We start from the raw sequence: 15,449 nt of genomic DNA, 5'->3' as shown, positions 1-15,449 counted from the left end.
CAATACCGCATGCGGGCCGGGGCGCATCACGCGCCGGGTTGACCACGTCCGTTTCCTGCCAGTCGCGGGACAGGTCCGCTGCTAGGCCTTGGGGGCCAAGAAGGAGAGCAACATGGCCTCGATCCACCAGGAAATCCTCATCGACGCGACCCCGGACACCGTGTGGGACGCGGTCGCCGACATCGGCGCGCTGCATACCCGGCTGGCCCCGGGCTTCGTCGTCGACACCCAGCTCGTGGTCGGCGCCGACCCGGCGATCCGGATCGTCACCTTTGGCAATGGCGCGGTCGCCAGGGAGGTGATCATCGATCGCGACGATATCCGCCGCCGGCTGGTCTGGACGATCCAGGGCGAGAGCGTGACGCACCACAATGGGGCCATCGTGATCGTCGACGCCGGCGAGGGGCGATCCCGGGTGGTCTGGACCGCCGACGTCCTGCCGCATGTCCTGGCCGATGTGTATCGTCCCGCCATGGGCGTGGGGCTGGGCGTCATGAAAGGTCATCTCGAAAAGCCGCCGGCGCGGGCGTAACATGCCGATGGCGCGCCGTTCGCTGGCCGGTCCGAACGCGGGGTGCAACGAGACAGCGCTTGTTACAGTTTAAGACGTTGGCGGAACACGCCGTAGCAAGGATCACTTCCATGACACGAGTTCTCGACGGTAAGGTCGCTGTCATCACTGGAGCGGCCGGAGCGATCGGCGGCGCGACCGCGAAGCTGCTGGCCGAGCGTGGAGCGACCATCGTGGCCGTCGATATGCCCGGAACAGACTGGTCCAAACTGAAGGCTAGCCTGCCCGCGGGCGCCAAGCTGATCACGGCCGAAGCCGACGTCACCGACGAGGCCTCGGTGAAGGCCTATGTTGAGAAGGCCCAGGCCGAGTGCGGCCGGATCGACATCTTCTTCAACAACGCCGGCATCGAAGGCCCCGTCCAGCCGATCGAATCCTATCCGCTGGACGCCTTCATGAAGGTGCTGGGCGTCAATGTAGCCGGGGTGTTCCTGGGCCTGAAATATGTCCTGCCGGTGATGTACGCCCAAGGCGCGGGCAGCATCATCAACACCTCCAGCGTCGCTGGACTGACCGGTGCGGCCGGCATGGCCGGCTACTGCACCTCGAAACACGCCGTCGTGGGTGTGACGCGCGTGGCGGCTATCGAGGCCGCGCCCAAGGGCGTGCGGGTCAATTGCGTCAACCCCGGCCCGATCGAGAGCCGGATGATGCAGTCGATCAACACCGGCCAGTCCGGCGACCCTAAGCTCGCCCATGACCAGATCAGCAGCGCGGTGCCGGCCAAGCGATATGGCACGCCCGAGGAGGTTGCGGGCCTGGTGGCCTTCCTGGCCTCCGACGACTCGACCTACTGCAACGGCGGCTTCTACACCGTCGATGGCGCACTCACCGCAGCCTGACCGGCGACGTCCGGCGCGGTATCAAGTCTGCGTCGGGCGGTTCCTGTCGCCCCCGGTTGAAATCCTCCGCCAAACCGTCTATACGCCCCACCTTCTCCGTCGGGCTCGCCCGGCGAAGACCTGTTTGTGAACAGCGGGGCGTGGGGTCACCAACGCCGTAAATGAGGAAGAGCCCTTCCTCGCCGTCGGGAGACAGGGATGGACAAGCCCACGCTATTTCCTCCTTCACGGATGGGACGCGCGGCTGACTTTCCTTGGAACAGGCTGACGTCACTCGCATGCGGGAGCGATCCCGCACGTTCGTGGCGTTTGGCTGCCGGAATGGTCCGGCCGCTGTAATTGAGTAGGAGACCGCAATGGACCGCGCTCAAAAGCAGGAGTCGATCGAGGCGCTGAAAAGCGTTTTCGCCGGCGCCGGCGCTGTCGTCGTGACCCACTACATGGGCATGACCGTTGCGGAAATGACTGAACTGCGTAGCCGCCTCCGCAAGGAAGAGGCCACGTTCCAGGTGGTGAAGAACACCCTGGTCCAGAAGGCCCTGGACGGCTCGATCGGTGAAGCGGGCGACGCCCTGTTCACCGGCCCGGTCGCCATCGCCTTCGGCAAGGACCCGGTTGCCGCCGCCAAGATCGTCGCCCAGTACGCCAAGGAAAACGACAAGCTGAAGCTGGTCGGTGGCATCCTGGGTCAGACGACGGTTCTCGACGAAGCTGCGGTGCGGGCCCTGGCCACGCTGCCGTCGCTGGATCAGATCCGTGGCAAGCTTATCGGCCTCATCCAGGCTCCGGCGACCAAGATCGCTGGCGTCCTGCAGGCCCCGGCTGGCCAACTTGCTCGCGTCTTCAACGCTTATGCGACCAAAGACGCCGCCTAACGGTCATCTCCGCGTACATCCCTCATTCGTTTAAGGAACTGAACCATGTCCAAGCTCGAAAAGCTGGTTGAAGAACTGTCCACCCTGTCGGTCCTCGAAGCCGCTGACCTGTCCAAGATGCTGGAAGAAAAGTGGGGCGTCTCGGCCGCCGCTCCGGTCGCCGTCGCCGCTGCCGGCCCGGCCGCTCCGGTTGAAGCTGCTGAAGAGCAAACCGAATTCACCGTCGTCCTGACGGACGGTGGCGACAAGAAGATCAACGTGATCAAGGAAGTCCGCGGCGTCCGTCCGGACCTCGGCCTGAAGGAAGCCAAGGACCTGGTCGAAGGCGCTCCGCAGAACGTCGTCGAAAACGTCTCCAAGGCCCAAGCCGACGAAGTCGCCAAGAAGCTGACCGAAGCCGGCGCCAAGGTCACCGTGAAGTAAGAATTCCATTCGCTTCGGCGATTGGAGTTTCCCAATTTCGGTTGGGAATCACGACCTAAAGAACGGCCCTGGAGGGAAACCTCCGGGGCCGTTTTCTTTGGCGCCGTGGCGGGCGACTGTCCCGTCCTGGCACAACACTTGCAACCTTTCGGCGAAGTTTTCCGAGAGGTGCGATCATGGCGGTTTCAGGGGTTTCCGGGAGTTTCGGCGGCTACGGCATGGCGGTGAACCGCGGCGCGGCGGTCGGAAACACCAGGATTGAGTCCAGCAGCGATCTCGACTCGGTGCGCGAGAAGGGGCTGGTGGCGTTCGCGCGCGACGCCAAGAAGACCGCCTGGGAAGAAAAGCTCAAGCAGTGGCGCGAAGAGGCGATGGGCGCCATGGGCCTGACCCAGGATCGCCTCGACGCCATGCCGGGCGAGCAACGCGCCGCCGCCCTGAAGCTGGTCGACGACGCCGTGAAGCAGAAGATTCAGGACGCCCTGGAGAGCGCAAGGGCGCAGGGCAAGTCCGGCGTTTCGGTGCCGCAGTTCGTGGACGTGAGCGCCTAGGGCCTCTCGGGCCCTCCATCTGTCCGCGCGTCGCTCGGCGGAACCCGGCCGCCGCGGCCGCGTTAGCCTCCCATGCTCAAGCTCGCCGGTATCCTGCTCGTCCTGATGATCGTCTTCGGCGTCCTCGGCTTCGTCGTGGATGTGGCCGGCGGCCTGGCCAAGATCGCCTTCTTCATCTGCCTGATCGGCTTCGGCGTATCGCTGGCCGCGAAGGCGCTCCGAAAATCCTGAATTTTTCCGTCGCTCGGCTGAACCTTTGGCCCCCAATCCTGTTGGGTCAGGGGTGATCGCGGACGTGCGGTTCATTGGCGGGCGCGCCTTGCGCACCCACATCACCTGTTCCCCCGAAATTGCGAGCGACCGATGAATATCCTGATGGTTCTGACCTCCCATGACCGCCTTGGCGACACCGGCAAGAAGACCGGCTTCTGGCTGGAGGAGTTCGCGGCGCCCTATTATGTGCTGAAGGACGCCGGCGCGACCCTGGTCCTGGCCTCGCCCGCCGGCGGCCAGCCGCCGCTGGATCCCAAGAGCGACGAGCCCGACGCCCAGAGCGAGGACACGGCGCGCTTCAAGGCCGACCCCGACGCCCAGAAGGCGCTGGCCACGACCGTGAAGCTGTCCGAGGTGAAGGCCGAGGATTTCGACGCGGTCTTCTATCCCGGCGGCCATGGCCCGCTGTGGGATCTGGCCGAGGACGCCAAGTCCGTCGCCCTGATCCAAGCCCTGATCGCCGCCGGCAAGCCGGTGGCCGCCGTCTGCCACGCCCCGGGCGTGCTGCGCGATGTGAAGGGACCCGATGGCCAGGCTCTGGTGAAGGGCAAGACCGTCACGGGCTTCACCAACACCGAGGAAGAGGGCGTCGGCCTGACCGACGTGGTCCCGTTCCTGGTCGAGGACATGCTGAAGGCCCACGGCGGGGTCTATTCCAAGGGTCCCGACTGGGGTCCCTACGTGCTGACCGACGGCCTGCTGATCACCGGACAAAATCCGGCCTCGTCCAAGCCTGCGGCGCAGGCGCTGCTGGCGGCTCTCAAGACCTAGCCCTTTTTCGGAAAGGCCTCGGAGGGAAACCTCCGGGGCCGTCTTGTTTGACGCGCGTGTCGACTTGACGATGGTGATGGGCGACGCTGAGTTGCTGGCGCATGCCGGCCGCGCCTGGGGCCGCCGGCGCCGTTAGCCGGGGAGTTCGCGATGTCGATCTGGGACTGGCTGATGAATCCCTCGGGGCTGACGCCTCATGGCTTCTGCCTGAGCTGGGCTCCAGGCCTGATCGCCACCCATGTGATCGCCGACGCCGTCATCGGCCTGGCCTATTTCTCGATTCCCCTGGCCATCGCCTCGCTGCTGCGCCGCCGGCCCGATATCCGCTACAGCTGGGTGGCCTATCTGTTCGTCGGCTTCATCCTGGCGTGCGGCACGACCCACCTGTGGGCCATCCTGACGCTCTGGTACCCGGCCTATGGCGTCGAGGCGGTGATCAAGACGGTGACGGCGATGCTGTCCCTGGCCACGGCCGGGGTGTTGTGGCCGCTGTTGCCGAAGATCGCGGCCCTTCCGTCGGCCGCCGATCTGGCGCGCGTGAACGGCGAACTGGAAGCCCGCGTGGCCGAGCGCACGGCGGAGCTGACCCGAGCCCTGGCCCAGCGCGATCTGCTGCTGCGCGAGGTGTATCACCGGGTGAAGAACAACCTGCAGATCGTCGACGGCATGATGGTGATGCAGGCGCGGCGACTGGCCGATCCGCAGGCCAAGCAGGCGCTGACGGATATGCGCAGCCGCCTCCACGCCCTGGGCCTGGTTCATCACCAGCTGATGGAGTCTCTGGATCTGGAGACCTTCGACATCGGGCCTTTCCTGAAGGAGCTGACGCAGAACGTCATGCAGAGCGGTCCTCCGTCGGAGGTCGGCTTCACCGTGCGGGCGGCGCCCCTGACCGTGGGTCTGGATTTCGCCATCCCGCTGGGCCTGATCGTCACCGAACTGGTCACCAACGCGCTCAAGCACGCCTTTCCCGACGGTGTCGGCCATGTCGAGGTCATATTGGAGCAGGACCAGACCGGGCTGGTGACGCTGGTGGTCGCCGACGACGGCAAGGGCCTGGATCCCGAGCCCGATCGGGCGTCGCTCGGCTCGACCATTGTCGAAGGCCTGGTCAAACAACTCGGCGGGACATTGTCCGTGAACCATGAGAACGGTGTCCGCAGTGAGATTCGCGTCCCGGGGCCTTTGCCGACATGAGCAAGCTGCAGAACACCGTGCTGGTGGTCGACGACGAGTTCCTGATCGCCGAAGGCCTGTGCATGCAGGTCGAGGACATGGGCATGCGCGTTTGCGGCACCGCGGCGACGGCCGACGAGGCGGTGACCCTGACCAAGCAGCACAGACCCGCCCTGGTGCTGATGGACATGCGGCTGCGCGGCGAGCGCGACGGTGTCGACGCCGCCCTGGCCATTCATCAGGATGTCGGCTCGAAGGTGATCTTCATTACCGGCTCGCGCGAGCAGGCCACGATCGACCGCATTTCCCTGGACCACCCGGCGGGCGTTCTGTTCAAGCCGGTCTCCGACCGTCAGTTGCGCGCGGCCATCGCGCTGGCGCTGGCGTCCTGAGCCAGCCACCGGCGGGCGTGTCGGCCCGGTTGGTCAGGCGACGGCGGCGGTTTGCGTCGCCGCGCCCGGCCAGATCGGCGTCGCCAGGGCGGCCAGGGCCGGCTTGGCCAGCAGATAGCCCTGCATCAGATCGACGCCCAGGTCGCGAAGGGTCTCGTACTCGCCCAGGGTTTCGATGCCTTCGCAAAGCGGAGTGACCCCCAGGTCGCGCAGCATTCGCAGGGTGGAGCCGACAATGGTCTGCTTGACCGTGCTGGTGTCGATGTCGCGGATCAAGTCCATGTCGAGCTTGACGATGTCGGGCTGGAATTTCGACAGCAGGCCAAGGCCCGCGTAGCCGGCGCCAAAGTCGTCGATCGCGGTCTGGAAGCCCATGGCGCGATAGCTGCGCAGGATGTTGAGGATGTGATCGGCGTCGAGGCGCTCGGCCTCGGTGAATTCAAAGATGATGCGATTGATCGGAAAGCCGGTGCGCATCGCCGCCGCCAGGGTCAGGCGGATACAGGCGCGGGGCTCATAGACGGCGTTGGGCAGGAAGTTGATCGACAGGTTGGCGCCCTGGTCGGCCATCTTCAGCTGTGCGGCCAGTTCGATCGCCGTGACGCGGCACTGCTGGTCGAAGGCGTAGCGGTTGGCTTCCGAGACCTTGTCCAGGACGAAGCCCGCGCCCTCGCCGGCCACGCCGCGCACCAGCGCCTCGTGCGCGAAGATCGTTCCCGTGCTGACGTCCACGATCGGCTGGAAGGCCATCGTGATGGGCAGTTCAAAGCCGGCGCCGTCGCGGCAGCCGTTACAGCTGGTCTTGGCCGTCATGGGTCGTTCTTCAAGCCAGGTTTCTGGGACTTTATCGATACGCGGGGAGGGGTGAATATTTTGCCTCCTCGATCCGGGTCCGGTGGGCAAAAGCGGGTTTCTTAATAATCCCCCTTTCCATCCCCAGGCTCTTGGCCTATATCCGCCCGTTCACGAAGACATTCGGCGGAGCGCGCACGCGCGTGTCCGTATTTACGCCCCGAGGCGCGGTCAGCCGCCCTCCGACCAGCGCGAAGGGGCGCCCGTCAGGTCTACCGGTCCCGGTCGCCTGACAGGGGAATTCCAGCGTCCGGCGCTCCCGTTTCAGGCGGGCGCGGCGAGGGTGGACGCAGGATCAAAACGAATTTACGCGCGGATTCCGTATCCGCGCCGCAGGGAAAAAACATGGCGCAATCCTTCACCGGCAAGAAGCGGATCCGGAAGTCTTTCGGCCGCATCCCCGAAGCTGTGCAGATGCCGAACCTGATCGAGGTTCAGCGCTCTTCCTACGAGCAGTTCCTTCAGCGCGAGGTCCGTCCGGGCCAACGCCGCGACGAAGGCATCGAGGCGGTCTTCAAGTCCGTCTTCCCGATCAAGGACTTCAACGAGCGCGCTGTGCTCGAATACGTCTCGTACGAATTCGAAGAGCCCAAGTACGACGTTGAAGAGTGCATCCAGCGCGACATGACCTTCGCGGCGCCGCTGAAGGTCAAGCTGCGCCTGATCGTGTTCGAAACCGAAGAAGAAACCGGCGCCCGGTCCGTCAAGGACATCAAGGAGCAGGACGTCTACATGGGCGATATCCCGCTCATGACCGACAAGGGCACCTTCATCGTCAACGGCACCGAGCGGGTCATCGTCTCGCAGATGCACCGTTCGCCCGGCGTGTTCTTCGACCACGACAAGGGCAAGACCCACGCCTCGGGCAAGCTGCTGTTCGCCGCCCGCGTGATCCCGTATCGCGGCTCGTGGCTGGACTTCGAGTTCGACGCCAAGGACGTGGTCTATGTCCGCATCGACCGTCGCCGCAAGCTGCCCGCCACCACCTTCCTCTATGCCCTGGGCATGGACGGCGAAGAGATCCTGACGACGTTTTATGACGTGGTGCCCTTCGAGAAGCGCACCACGGCCGGCGCCGAAGGCTGGGCCACCCCCTACAAGCCCGAGCGCTGGCGCGGCGTGAAGCCGGAATTCGCCCTGATCGACGCCGACACCGGCGAAGAAGTGGCTCCGGCCGGCACGAAGATCACCGCTCGCCAGGCCAAGAAGCTGGCTGACGCCGGCCTCAAGACCCTGCTGCTGGCGCCCGAGGCCCTGACCGGCCGCTATCTGGCCCGCGACGCCGTCAACTTCGAGAACGGCGAAATCTACGCCGAAGCCGGCGACGAGCTGGACGTCACCTCGATCCAGGCCCTGGCCGATCAAGGCTTCAGCACCATCGACGTGCTGGACATCGACCACGTCACGGTCGGCGCCTACATGCGCAACACCCTGCGCGTGGACAAGAACGCCGTCCGCGAAGACGCGCTGTTCGACATCTATCGCGTCATGCGTCCGGGCGAGCCGCCGACCGTCGAAGCCGCCGAAGCGATGTTCAAGTCGCTGTTCTTCGACGCCGAACGCTACGACCTGTCGGCCGTTGGTCGCGTGAAGATGAACATGCGCCTGGAGCTGGACGCTTCGGACGAGATGCGCGTGCTCCGCAAGGAAGACGTGCTGGCCGTCCTGAAGCTGCTGGTCGGTCTGCGCGATGGTCGCGGCGAAATCGACGACATCGACAACCTGGGCAACCGCCGGGTGCGTTCGGTCGGCGAACTGCTGGAAAACCAGTACCGCGTCGGCCTGCTGCGCATGGAACGCGCCATCAAGGAACGCATGTCGTCCGTCGACATCGACACCGTGATGCCGCACGACCTGATCAACGCCAAGCCGGCCGCGGCCTCGGTGCGTGAATTCTTCGGCTCCTCGCAGCTGTCGCAGTTCATGGACCAGACCAATCCGCTGTCGGAAATCACCCACAAGCGTCGCCTCTCGGCCCTCGGCCCGGGCGGTCTGACCCGCGAGCGCGCTGGCTTCGAAGTCCGCGACGTTCACCCGACCCACTACGGCCGGATCTGCCCGATTGAAACGCCGGAAGGCCCGAACATCGGTCTGATCAACTCGCTGGCCACCCACGCCCGCGTCAACAAGTACGGCTTCATCGAGAGCCCTTACCGTCGCGTCGCCGACGGCAAGCCGCTCGACGAGGTCGTCTACATGTCGGCCATGGAAGAGTCGAAGCACGTCATCGCCCAGTCCAACATCAAGGTGTTGAACGGCGAGATCGTCGACGACCTGGTCCCCGGCCGGATCAACGGCGAACCCACGCTCCTGCAAAAGGAGATGGTCGACCTGATGGACGTGTCGCCGCGTCAGGTGGTTTCGGTGGCCGCGGCCCTGATCCCCTTCCTTGAAAACGATGACGCCAACCGCGCCCTCATGGGCTCGAACATGCAACGTCAGGCCGTGCCTCTGGTGCAGTCCGACGCGCCGCTGGTCGGCACCGGCATGGAAGCCGTGGTCGCCCGCGACTCCGGCGCCGTGGTCGTGGCCAAGCGCACCGGCGTGGTCGAGCAGATCGACGGTACCCGTATCGTCGTCCGCGCCACGGAAGAGACCGACGCCGCCCGTTCGGGCGTCGACATCTATCGCCTCAGCAAGTTCCAGCGTTCGAACCAGTCGACCTGCATCAATCAGCGCCCGCTGGTGAAGGTGGGCGACAAGATCAGCGCCGGCGACATCATCGCCGACGGTCCCTCGACCGAGCTGGGCGAACTGGCCCTGGGCCGCAACGCGCTCGTCGCGTTCATGCCCTGGAACGGCTACAACTTCGAAGACTCCATCCTGATCTCCGAACGCATCGTCCGCGACGACGTCTTCACCTCGATCCACATCGAGGAATTCGAAGTCATGGCCCGCGATACGAAGCTCGGCCCGGAAGAAATCACCCGCGACATCCCGAACGTCGGCGAGGAAGCCCTGCGCAACCTCGACGAAGCCGGCATCGTGGCGATCGGCGCCGAAGTCCAGCCGGGCGACATCCTGGTCGGCAAGGTCACGCCGAAGGGCGAAAGCCCGATGACGCCGGAAGAAAAGCTCCTGCGCGCCATCTTCGGTGAAAAGGCCTCGGACGTCCGCGACACCAGCCTGCGCCTGCCCCCGGGCGTCGCCGGCACGATCGTTGACGTGCGCGTGTTCAACCGTCACGGCGTCGACAAGGACGAACGCGCCCTGGCGATCGAACGCTCGGAAATCGACCGTCTGGGCAAGGACCGCGACGACGAATTCGCGATCCTGAACCGCAACATCTCGGGCCGTCTGCGCGAGCTGCTGATCGGCAACGTCGCTCTGTCGGGTCCCAAGGGCCTGTCGCGCGGCGAGATCACCGCCCAGGGCCTGGCCGAAGTGCAGCCTGGCATGTGGTGGCAGATCGCCCTCGAAGACGAGAAGGCGATGGGCGAACTGGAAAGCCTGCGTCGTCTGTTCGACGAGAACCGCAAGCGTCTGGACCGTCGCTTCGAGGACAAGGTCGACAAGCTGCAGCGCGGCGACGAACTGCCCCCGGGCGTGATGAAGATGGTCAAGGTCTTCGTGGCCGTGAAGCGCAAGCTTCAGCCCGGCGACAAGATGGCCGGCCGTCACGGCAACAAGGGCGTCATCTCGCGCATCCTGCCGATCGAGGACATGCCGTTCCTCGCCGATGGCACGCACGTCGACGTCGTTCTGAACCCGCTGGGCGTGCCGTCGCGCATGAACGTCGGCCAGATCTTCGAAACCCACCTGGGTTGGGCCTGCGCCGGTCTCGGCAAGCAGATCACCGCTCTGCTGGAAGACTGGCAGGCCGGCGGTCAGAAGCAGGCGCTCGTCGAGCGTCTGACCGAGATCTATGGTCCCGATGAAGAACTGCCCGACACCGAAGAGGGCCTGATCGAGCTGGCTCGCAACCTCGGCAAGGGCGTTCCGATCGCCACCCCCGTGTTCGACGGCGCCCGCATCAGCGACATCGAGGATCACCTGCGCATGGCGGGCCTCAACCCGTCGGGCCAGTCGATCCTGTATGACGGTCAGACGGGCGACCAGTTCAAGCGTCCGGTCACGGTCGGCTACATCTACATGCTGAAGCTGCACCACCTGGTCGACGACAAGATCCACGCCCGTTCGATCGGTCCGTACTCGCTCGTCACGCAACAGCCGCTGGGTGGTAAGGCCCAGTTCGGCGGTCAGCGCTTCGGGGAAATGGAAGTCTGGGCTCTGGAAGCCTACGGCGCCGCCTACACCCTGCAGGAAATGCTGACGGTGAAGTCCGACGACGTGGCCGGCCGCACCAAGGTCTACGAGTCGATCGTCCGTGGCGACGACACGTTCGAAGCCGGTATCCCCGAAAGCTTCAACGTGCTGGTCAAGGAAATGCGCTCGCTCGGCCTGAACGTCGAGCTGGAGAACAGCTGATCCGAACCTCCCTCTCCCGCCTGATGGCGGGGGAGGGGCCTTCGATCGCCGCTCTCCAACTTTGAATTTTCGCGGGTAGTCCCGCAGAAGGAACCAAGATGAACCAGGAAGTCCTGAACATCTTCAATCCGGTCCAGGCCGCTCCGACCTTCGACCAGATCCGCATCTCGCTGGCCTCGCCGGAAAAGATCCGCTCGTGGTCGTTCGGCGAGATCAAGAAGCCCGAGACCATCAACTACCGCACGTTCAAGCCCGAGCGTGACGGCCTGTTCTGCGCCCGTATCTTTGGCCCGACCAAGGACTACGAATGCCTGTGCGGCAAGTACAAGCGCATGAAGTACAAGGGCATCATCTGCGAAAAGTGCGGTGTTGAAGTCACCCTGGCCCGCGTCCGTCGCGAGCGCATGGGTCACATCGAACTGGCCTCGCCGGTCGCCCACATCTGGTTCCTGAAGTCGCTGCCGTCGCGTATCGCCATGATGCTCGACATGCCGCTGAAGGACATCGAGCGCGTCCTGTACTTCGAATACTACATCATCACCGAGCCGGGCCTGACCCCGCTGAAGCAGCACCAGCTGCTCAGCGAGGACGACTACATGCGCGCCCAGGAAGAGTACGGCGATGACAGCTTCACCGCCGAGATCGGCGCCGAAGCCATCCAGAACCTGCTGAAGGCGATCGACCTCGACAAGGAAGCCGAACGCCTGCGCGAAGAGCTGGCCGGCACCGTGTCGGACATGAAGCAGAAGAAGTTCAGCAAGCGCCTGAAGATCCTCGAGGCGTTCTCGGAATCGGGCAACCGTCCCGAGTGGATGGTGCTGACGGTCGTTCCGGTCATCCCGCCGGAACTGCGTCCGCTGGTGCCGCTGGACGGCGGCCGCTTCGCCACCTCCGACCTGAACGACCTGTACCGTCGGGTCATCAACCGTAACAACCGTCTCAAGCGCCTGATCGAGCTGCGCGCGCCCGACATCATCATCCGCAACGAAAAGCGGATGCTGCAGGAGTCGGTCGACGCCCTGTTCGACAACGGCCGTCGCGGTCGCGTCATCACCGGCGCCAACAAGCGTCCGCTGAAGTCGCTGGCCGACATGCTGAAGGGCAAGCAGGGTCGCTTCCGTCAGAACCTGCTGGGCAAGCGCGTCGACTATTCGGGCCGTTCGGTCATCGTCGTGGGTCCCGACCTGAAGCTGCACGAGTGCGGCCTGCCCAAGAAGATGGCTCTGGAGCTGTTCAAGCCGTTCATCTATGCGCGCCTGGACGCCAAGGGCCTGTCGGGCACCGTCAAGCAATCCAAGCGCATGGTCGAGCGCGAACAGCCCCAGGTGTGGGACATCCTCGAAGAGGTGATCCGCGAACACCCGGTGATGCTGAACCGCGCGCCGACGCTTCACCGTCTGGGCATCCAGGCGTTCGAGCCCAAGCTGATCGAGGGCAAGGCCATCCAGCTGCACCCGCTGGTCTGCGCCGCCTTCAACGCCGACTTCGACGGCGACCAGATGGCTGTCCACGTGCCGCTGTCGCTGGAGGCGCAACTCGAAGCGCGCGTCCTGATGATGTCGACCAACAACATCCTGTCGCCCGCCAACGGTCGCCCGATCATCGTGCCGTCGCAGGACATCGTCCTGGGCCTGTACTACCTGTCGGTCGCTCGCGATGGTGAGCCGGGCGAAGGCAAGATCTTCAGCGACATCGCCGAAATCGAAGCCGCCATGGACGCCGGCGTCGTCAGCCTGCACGCCAAGATCAAGTCGCGCTTCACGGAAGTGGAAGCCGATGGCGTGGCCCGTCGCCGCGTGATCGACACCACCCCGGGCCGGATGAAGATCGCCGCCCTGCTGCCGCGCCACCCCGCGATCGGTCACCGACTGATCGAGAAGGCGCTGACCAAGAAGGAAATCGGCAACCTGATCGACGTCGTCTACCGCCACTGCGGTCAGAAGGCGACGGTGATCTTCGCCGACCAGATCATGGGTCTGGGCTTCAAGGAAGCGGCCAAGGCCGGCATCTCCTTCGGCAAGGACGACATCATCATCCCGAAGCGGAAGGAGGCGATCGTCGCCGAAACCCGCACCCTGGCTGAAGAGTACGAGCAACAGTACGCCGACGGCCTGATCACCAAGGGTGAGAAGTACAACAAGGTCGTTGACGCCTGGGCCAAGGCCACCGATCGCGTCGCCGACGAGATGATGGCCGAGCTTCAGATGAAGCATAAGGACGAGAACGGCCGCGAGAAGGAAATCAACGCCATCTACATGATGGCCCACTCCGGCGCTCGTGGTTCGCAAGCCCAGATGAAGCAGCTGGGCGGCATGCGCGGTCTGATGGCCAAGCCTTCGGGCGAGATCATCGAGACCCCGATCGTCTCGAACTTCAAGGAAGGCCTGACCGTTCAGGAGTACTTCAACTCCACCCACGGCGCCCGTAAGGGTCTGGCCGACACCGCGCTGAAGACCGCCAACTCGGGTTACCTGACCCGTCGTCTGGTCGACGTGGCGCAGGACTGCATCATCGTCGAGGAAGACTGCGGCACCACCCGGGGCATCACCCTGCGGGCCGTGGTCGAGGGCGGTGACGTCCTCGTCTCGCTGGGCATGCGCGTCCTGGGCCGCTTCTCGGCCGAGGACATCAAGGATCCGGCGACCGGCGAACTGGTCGTTCCCGCCGACACCTATCTCGACGAGAACATGGCCGACGCCATCGAAGCGGCCGCCGTGCAGTCGGTGAAGGTGCGTTCGGTCCTGACCTGCGAAGCCAAGGTCGGCGTCTGCGGCGCCTGCTACGGCCGCGACCTGGCCCGCGGTACGCCGGTCAACATCGGTGAAGCGGTCGGCGTCATCGCCGCCCAGTCCATCGGCGAGCCCGGCACCCAGCTGACGATGCGGACCTTCCACATCGGCGGCACCGCCCAGGTGGCCGAGCAGTCGTTCTTCGAAAGCAGCAACGACGGCGTGGTCCGCGTGACCGGCGCCACCGTTGTCGGCACCGAAGGCTTCCTGGTCGTCATGAGCCGCAACACGGCCGTGAGCGTCCTGGTCGACGGCAAGGAACGCGAGAACTACAAGCCGCCGTACGGCGCGCGTCTGAAGATCAAGGACGGCGACAAGGTGAAGCGTGGCCAGCGTCTGGCCGATTGGGACCCCTACACCACCCCGATCATCACCGAAGTGGCCGGCAAGATCCGTGCGGAAGACCTGGTGGACGGCTTCTCCGTCCGCGAGGAAACCGACGAAGCCACCGGCATCGCGCAGCGCGTGATCGCCGACTGGCGGACCTCGGCCCGCGCTTCGGACCTGCGTCCCGCCATGGGCGTTCTGGCCGAAGACGGCTCTTACGTTCGCCTGGCCAACGGCGGCGAGGCTCGCTACCTGATGTCGGTCGGCGCCATTCTCTCCGTCGCTGACGGCGACATGGTCAAGCCGGGCGAGGTCATCGCGCGGATCCCCACCGAAGGCGCCAAGACCCGCGACATCACCGGCGGTCTGCCGCGCGTCGCCGAACTCTTCGAAGCCCGCCGTCCCAAGGACTGCGCGGTCATCGCGGAAATGGACGGTCGTGTCGAATTCGGCAAGGATTACAAGAACAAGCGCCGGATCAAGATCACGCCGGAGCCTGATGCCGACGGCAACCAGGCCGAACCGGTCGAGTTCCTGATCCCCAAGGGCAAGCACATCGCGGTGCACGATGGCGATTTCATCGCGCGCGGCGAATACATCATCGACGGCAACCCGGATCCGCACGACATCCTGCGCATCCTGGGCGTCGAGGCCCTGGCCAACTTCCTCGTGGACGAAATCCAGGAGGTCTATCGACTGCAGGGCGTGCCGATCAACGACAAGCACATCGAGACGATCGTTCGTCAGATGCTGCAGAAGGTCGAGATCCTGGAACCGGGCGATACGGGTCTGATCAAGGGCGATCACCTCGACAAGCCCGAGTTCTACATCGAGCAAGATCGCGCGATCTCGCGTGGCGGCCGTCCGGCCACCACCCAGCCCGTGCTGCTCGGCATCACCAAGGCCTCGCTGCAGACCAAGAGCTTCATCTCGGCCGCGTCGTTCCAGGAAACGACCCGCGTCCTGACCGAAGCCTCGGTGCACGGCAAGACCGACACCCTGGAAGGCCTGAAGGAAAACGTCATCGTGGGTCGTCTGATCCCCGCCGGTACGGGTTCCTACCTGCGCAGCCTGCAGCGCGTCGCCGCCAAGCGCGACGAGCAGCTGGCCCAGCAGCGCGAAGACGCGATGGAGCCGCTTCCGACGGCCATCGCCCTCGCGGACGCCGACTAGGCGTCT

Annotated in this window: 12 protein-coding genes; 11 read left to right on the top strand and 1 reads right to left on the bottom strand. The window is 65.0% G+C overall.

The window, feature by feature from the left end; genetic code table 11:
• Positions 1–112 precede the first annotated feature (112 nt).
• The 9 genes from ACQY9P_RS03220 (at position 113) to ACQY9P_RS03180 (ending at position 5,874) form a co-directional block, all read left to right on the top strand.
• The gene (locus ACQY9P_RS03220; RefSeq protein WP_421736696.1) at positions 113–532 is read left to right on the top strand and encodes an SRPBCC family protein; all 420 of its coding nucleotides are present in this window, start codon (positions 113–115) and stop codon (positions 530–532) included.
• 110 nt (positions 533–642) lie between these two features.
• Positions 643–1,413, top strand: coding sequence for an SDR family NAD(P)-dependent oxidoreductase (locus ACQY9P_RS03215; protein WP_421736697.1), 771 nt, complete (start codon positions 643–645; stop codon positions 1,411–1,413).
• A 356-nt stretch (positions 1,414–1,769) separates the two neighbouring features.
• Positions 1,770–2,288: a 50S ribosomal protein L10 gene (rplJ, locus tag ACQY9P_RS03210; RefSeq protein ID WP_421736698.1), complete on the top strand. Its 519-nt coding sequence runs from the start codon at positions 1,770–1,772 to the stop codon at positions 2,286–2,288.
• A 45-nt stretch (positions 2,289–2,333) separates the two neighbouring features.
• Positions 2,334–2,711 carry a 50S ribosomal protein L7/L12 gene (rplL, locus tag ACQY9P_RS03205; RefSeq protein WP_062149279.1) on the top strand — a complete coding sequence of 126 codons (378 nt, stop codon included), beginning with the start codon at positions 2,334–2,336 and terminating at the stop codon, positions 2,709–2,711.
• Positions 2,712–2,887: 176 nt separating this feature from the next.
• Entirely contained in the window at positions 2,888–3,262 is a 375-nt protein-coding gene (locus ACQY9P_RS03200) for a hypothetical protein (RefSeq protein ID WP_421736699.1), read from the top strand.
• Between the two features lie 72 nt (positions 3,263–3,334).
• Positions 3,335–3,493, top strand: coding sequence for a hypothetical protein (locus ACQY9P_RS03195; protein ID WP_421736700.1), 159 nt, complete (start codon positions 3,335–3,337; stop codon positions 3,491–3,493).
• 144 nt (positions 3,494–3,637) lie between these two features.
• Positions 3,638–4,306, top strand: a complete 669-nt coding sequence (locus ACQY9P_RS03190; RefSeq protein WP_421736701.1) for a type 1 glutamine amidotransferase domain-containing protein — start codon at positions 3,638–3,640, stop codon at positions 4,304–4,306.
• Positions 4,307–4,456: 150 nt separating this feature from the next.
• Complete coding sequence (locus ACQY9P_RS03185) at positions 4,457–5,503, top strand: sensor histidine kinase (RefSeq protein ID WP_421736702.1); 1,047 nt, start codon at positions 4,457–4,459, stop codon at positions 5,501–5,503.
• Positions 5,500–5,874, top strand: coding sequence for a response regulator (locus ACQY9P_RS03180; protein ID WP_421736703.1), 375 nt, complete (start codon positions 5,500–5,502; stop codon positions 5,872–5,874). The genes ACQY9P_RS03185 and ACQY9P_RS03180 overlap by 4 nt, the downstream gene beginning before the upstream one ends.
• Before the next feature lie 33 nt (positions 5,875–5,907).
• Here the strand turns inward: ACQY9P_RS03180 and ACQY9P_RS03175 are convergent, their stop codons facing one another.
• Positions 5,908–6,687 carry an EAL domain-containing protein gene (locus ACQY9P_RS03175; protein WP_421736704.1) on the bottom strand — a complete coding sequence of 260 codons (780 nt, stop codon included), beginning with the start codon at positions 6,685–6,687 and terminating at the stop codon, positions 5,908–5,910.
• Between the two features lie 384 nt (positions 6,688–7,071).
• Here ACQY9P_RS03175 and rpoB point away from each other — a divergent pair, with 384 nt between their 5' ends.
• Both rpoB and rpoC read left to right on the top strand, forming a co-directional pair.
• Complete coding sequence (gene rpoB / locus ACQY9P_RS03170) at positions 7,072–11,154, top strand: DNA-directed RNA polymerase subunit beta (protein ID WP_421736705.1); 4,083 nt, start codon at positions 7,072–7,074, stop codon at positions 11,152–11,154.
• Positions 11,155–11,252: 98 nt separating this feature from the next.
• Positions 11,253–15,443: a DNA-directed RNA polymerase subunit beta' gene (gene rpoC, locus ACQY9P_RS03165; protein WP_421736706.1), complete on the top strand. Its 4,191-nt coding sequence runs from the start codon at positions 11,253–11,255 to the stop codon at positions 15,441–15,443.
• Positions 15,444–15,449: the final 6 nt, after the last annotated feature.

The sequence above is a fragment of the Caulobacter sp. genome, assembly GCF_965279145.1.
Lineage (GTDB): Bacteria > Pseudomonadota > Alphaproteobacteria > Caulobacterales > Caulobacteraceae > Caulobacter.
The sequence above is the reverse complement of the archived record's forward strand: the minus strand, read 5'-3'. Positions and strand labels throughout refer to the sequence as shown.

Excerpts from the sequence above, each read along its gene's own strand:
- ACQY9P_RS03215 (WP_421736697.1), top strand. The coding sequence starts at position 643 with ATGACACGAGTTCTCGACGGTAAGGTCGCTGTCATCACTGGAGCGGCC.
- ACQY9P_RS03180 (WP_421736703.1), top strand. The coding sequence starts at position 5,500 with ATGAGCAAGCTGCAGAACACCGTGCTGGTGGTCGACGACGAGTTCCTG.
- ACQY9P_RS03175 (WP_421736704.1), bottom strand. The coding sequence starts at position 6,687 with ATGACGGCCAAGACCAGCTGTAACGGCTGCCGCGACGGCGCCGGCTTT.
- rpoC (WP_421736706.1), top strand. The coding sequence starts at position 11,253 with ATGAACCAGGAAGTCCTGAACATCTTCAATCCGGTCCAGGCCGCTCCG.
- rpoB (WP_421736705.1), top strand. The coding sequence starts at position 7,072 with ATGGCGCAATCCTTCACCGGCAAGAAGCGGATCCGGAAGTCTTTCGGC.
- ACQY9P_RS03195 (WP_421736700.1), top strand. The coding sequence starts at position 3,335 with ATGCTCAAGCTCGCCGGTATCCTGCTCGTCCTGATGATCGTCTTCGGC.
- ACQY9P_RS03220 (WP_421736696.1), top strand. The coding sequence starts at position 113 with ATGGCCTCGATCCACCAGGAAATCCTCATCGACGCGACCCCGGACACC.
- ACQY9P_RS03190 (WP_421736701.1), top strand. The coding sequence starts at position 3,638 with ATGGTTCTGACCTCCCATGACCGCCTTGGCGACACCGGCAAGAAGACC.
- rplJ (WP_421736698.1), top strand. The coding sequence starts at position 1,770 with ATGGACCGCGCTCAAAAGCAGGAGTCGATCGAGGCGCTGAAAAGCGTT.
- rplL (WP_062149279.1), top strand. The coding sequence starts at position 2,334 with ATGTCCAAGCTCGAAAAGCTGGTTGAAGAACTGTCCACCCTGTCGGTC.
- ACQY9P_RS03200 (WP_421736699.1), top strand. The coding sequence starts at position 2,888 with ATGGCGGTTTCAGGGGTTTCCGGGAGTTTCGGCGGCTACGGCATGGCG.
- ACQY9P_RS03185 (WP_421736702.1), top strand. The coding sequence starts at position 4,457 with ATGTCGATCTGGGACTGGCTGATGAATCCCTCGGGGCTGACGCCTCAT.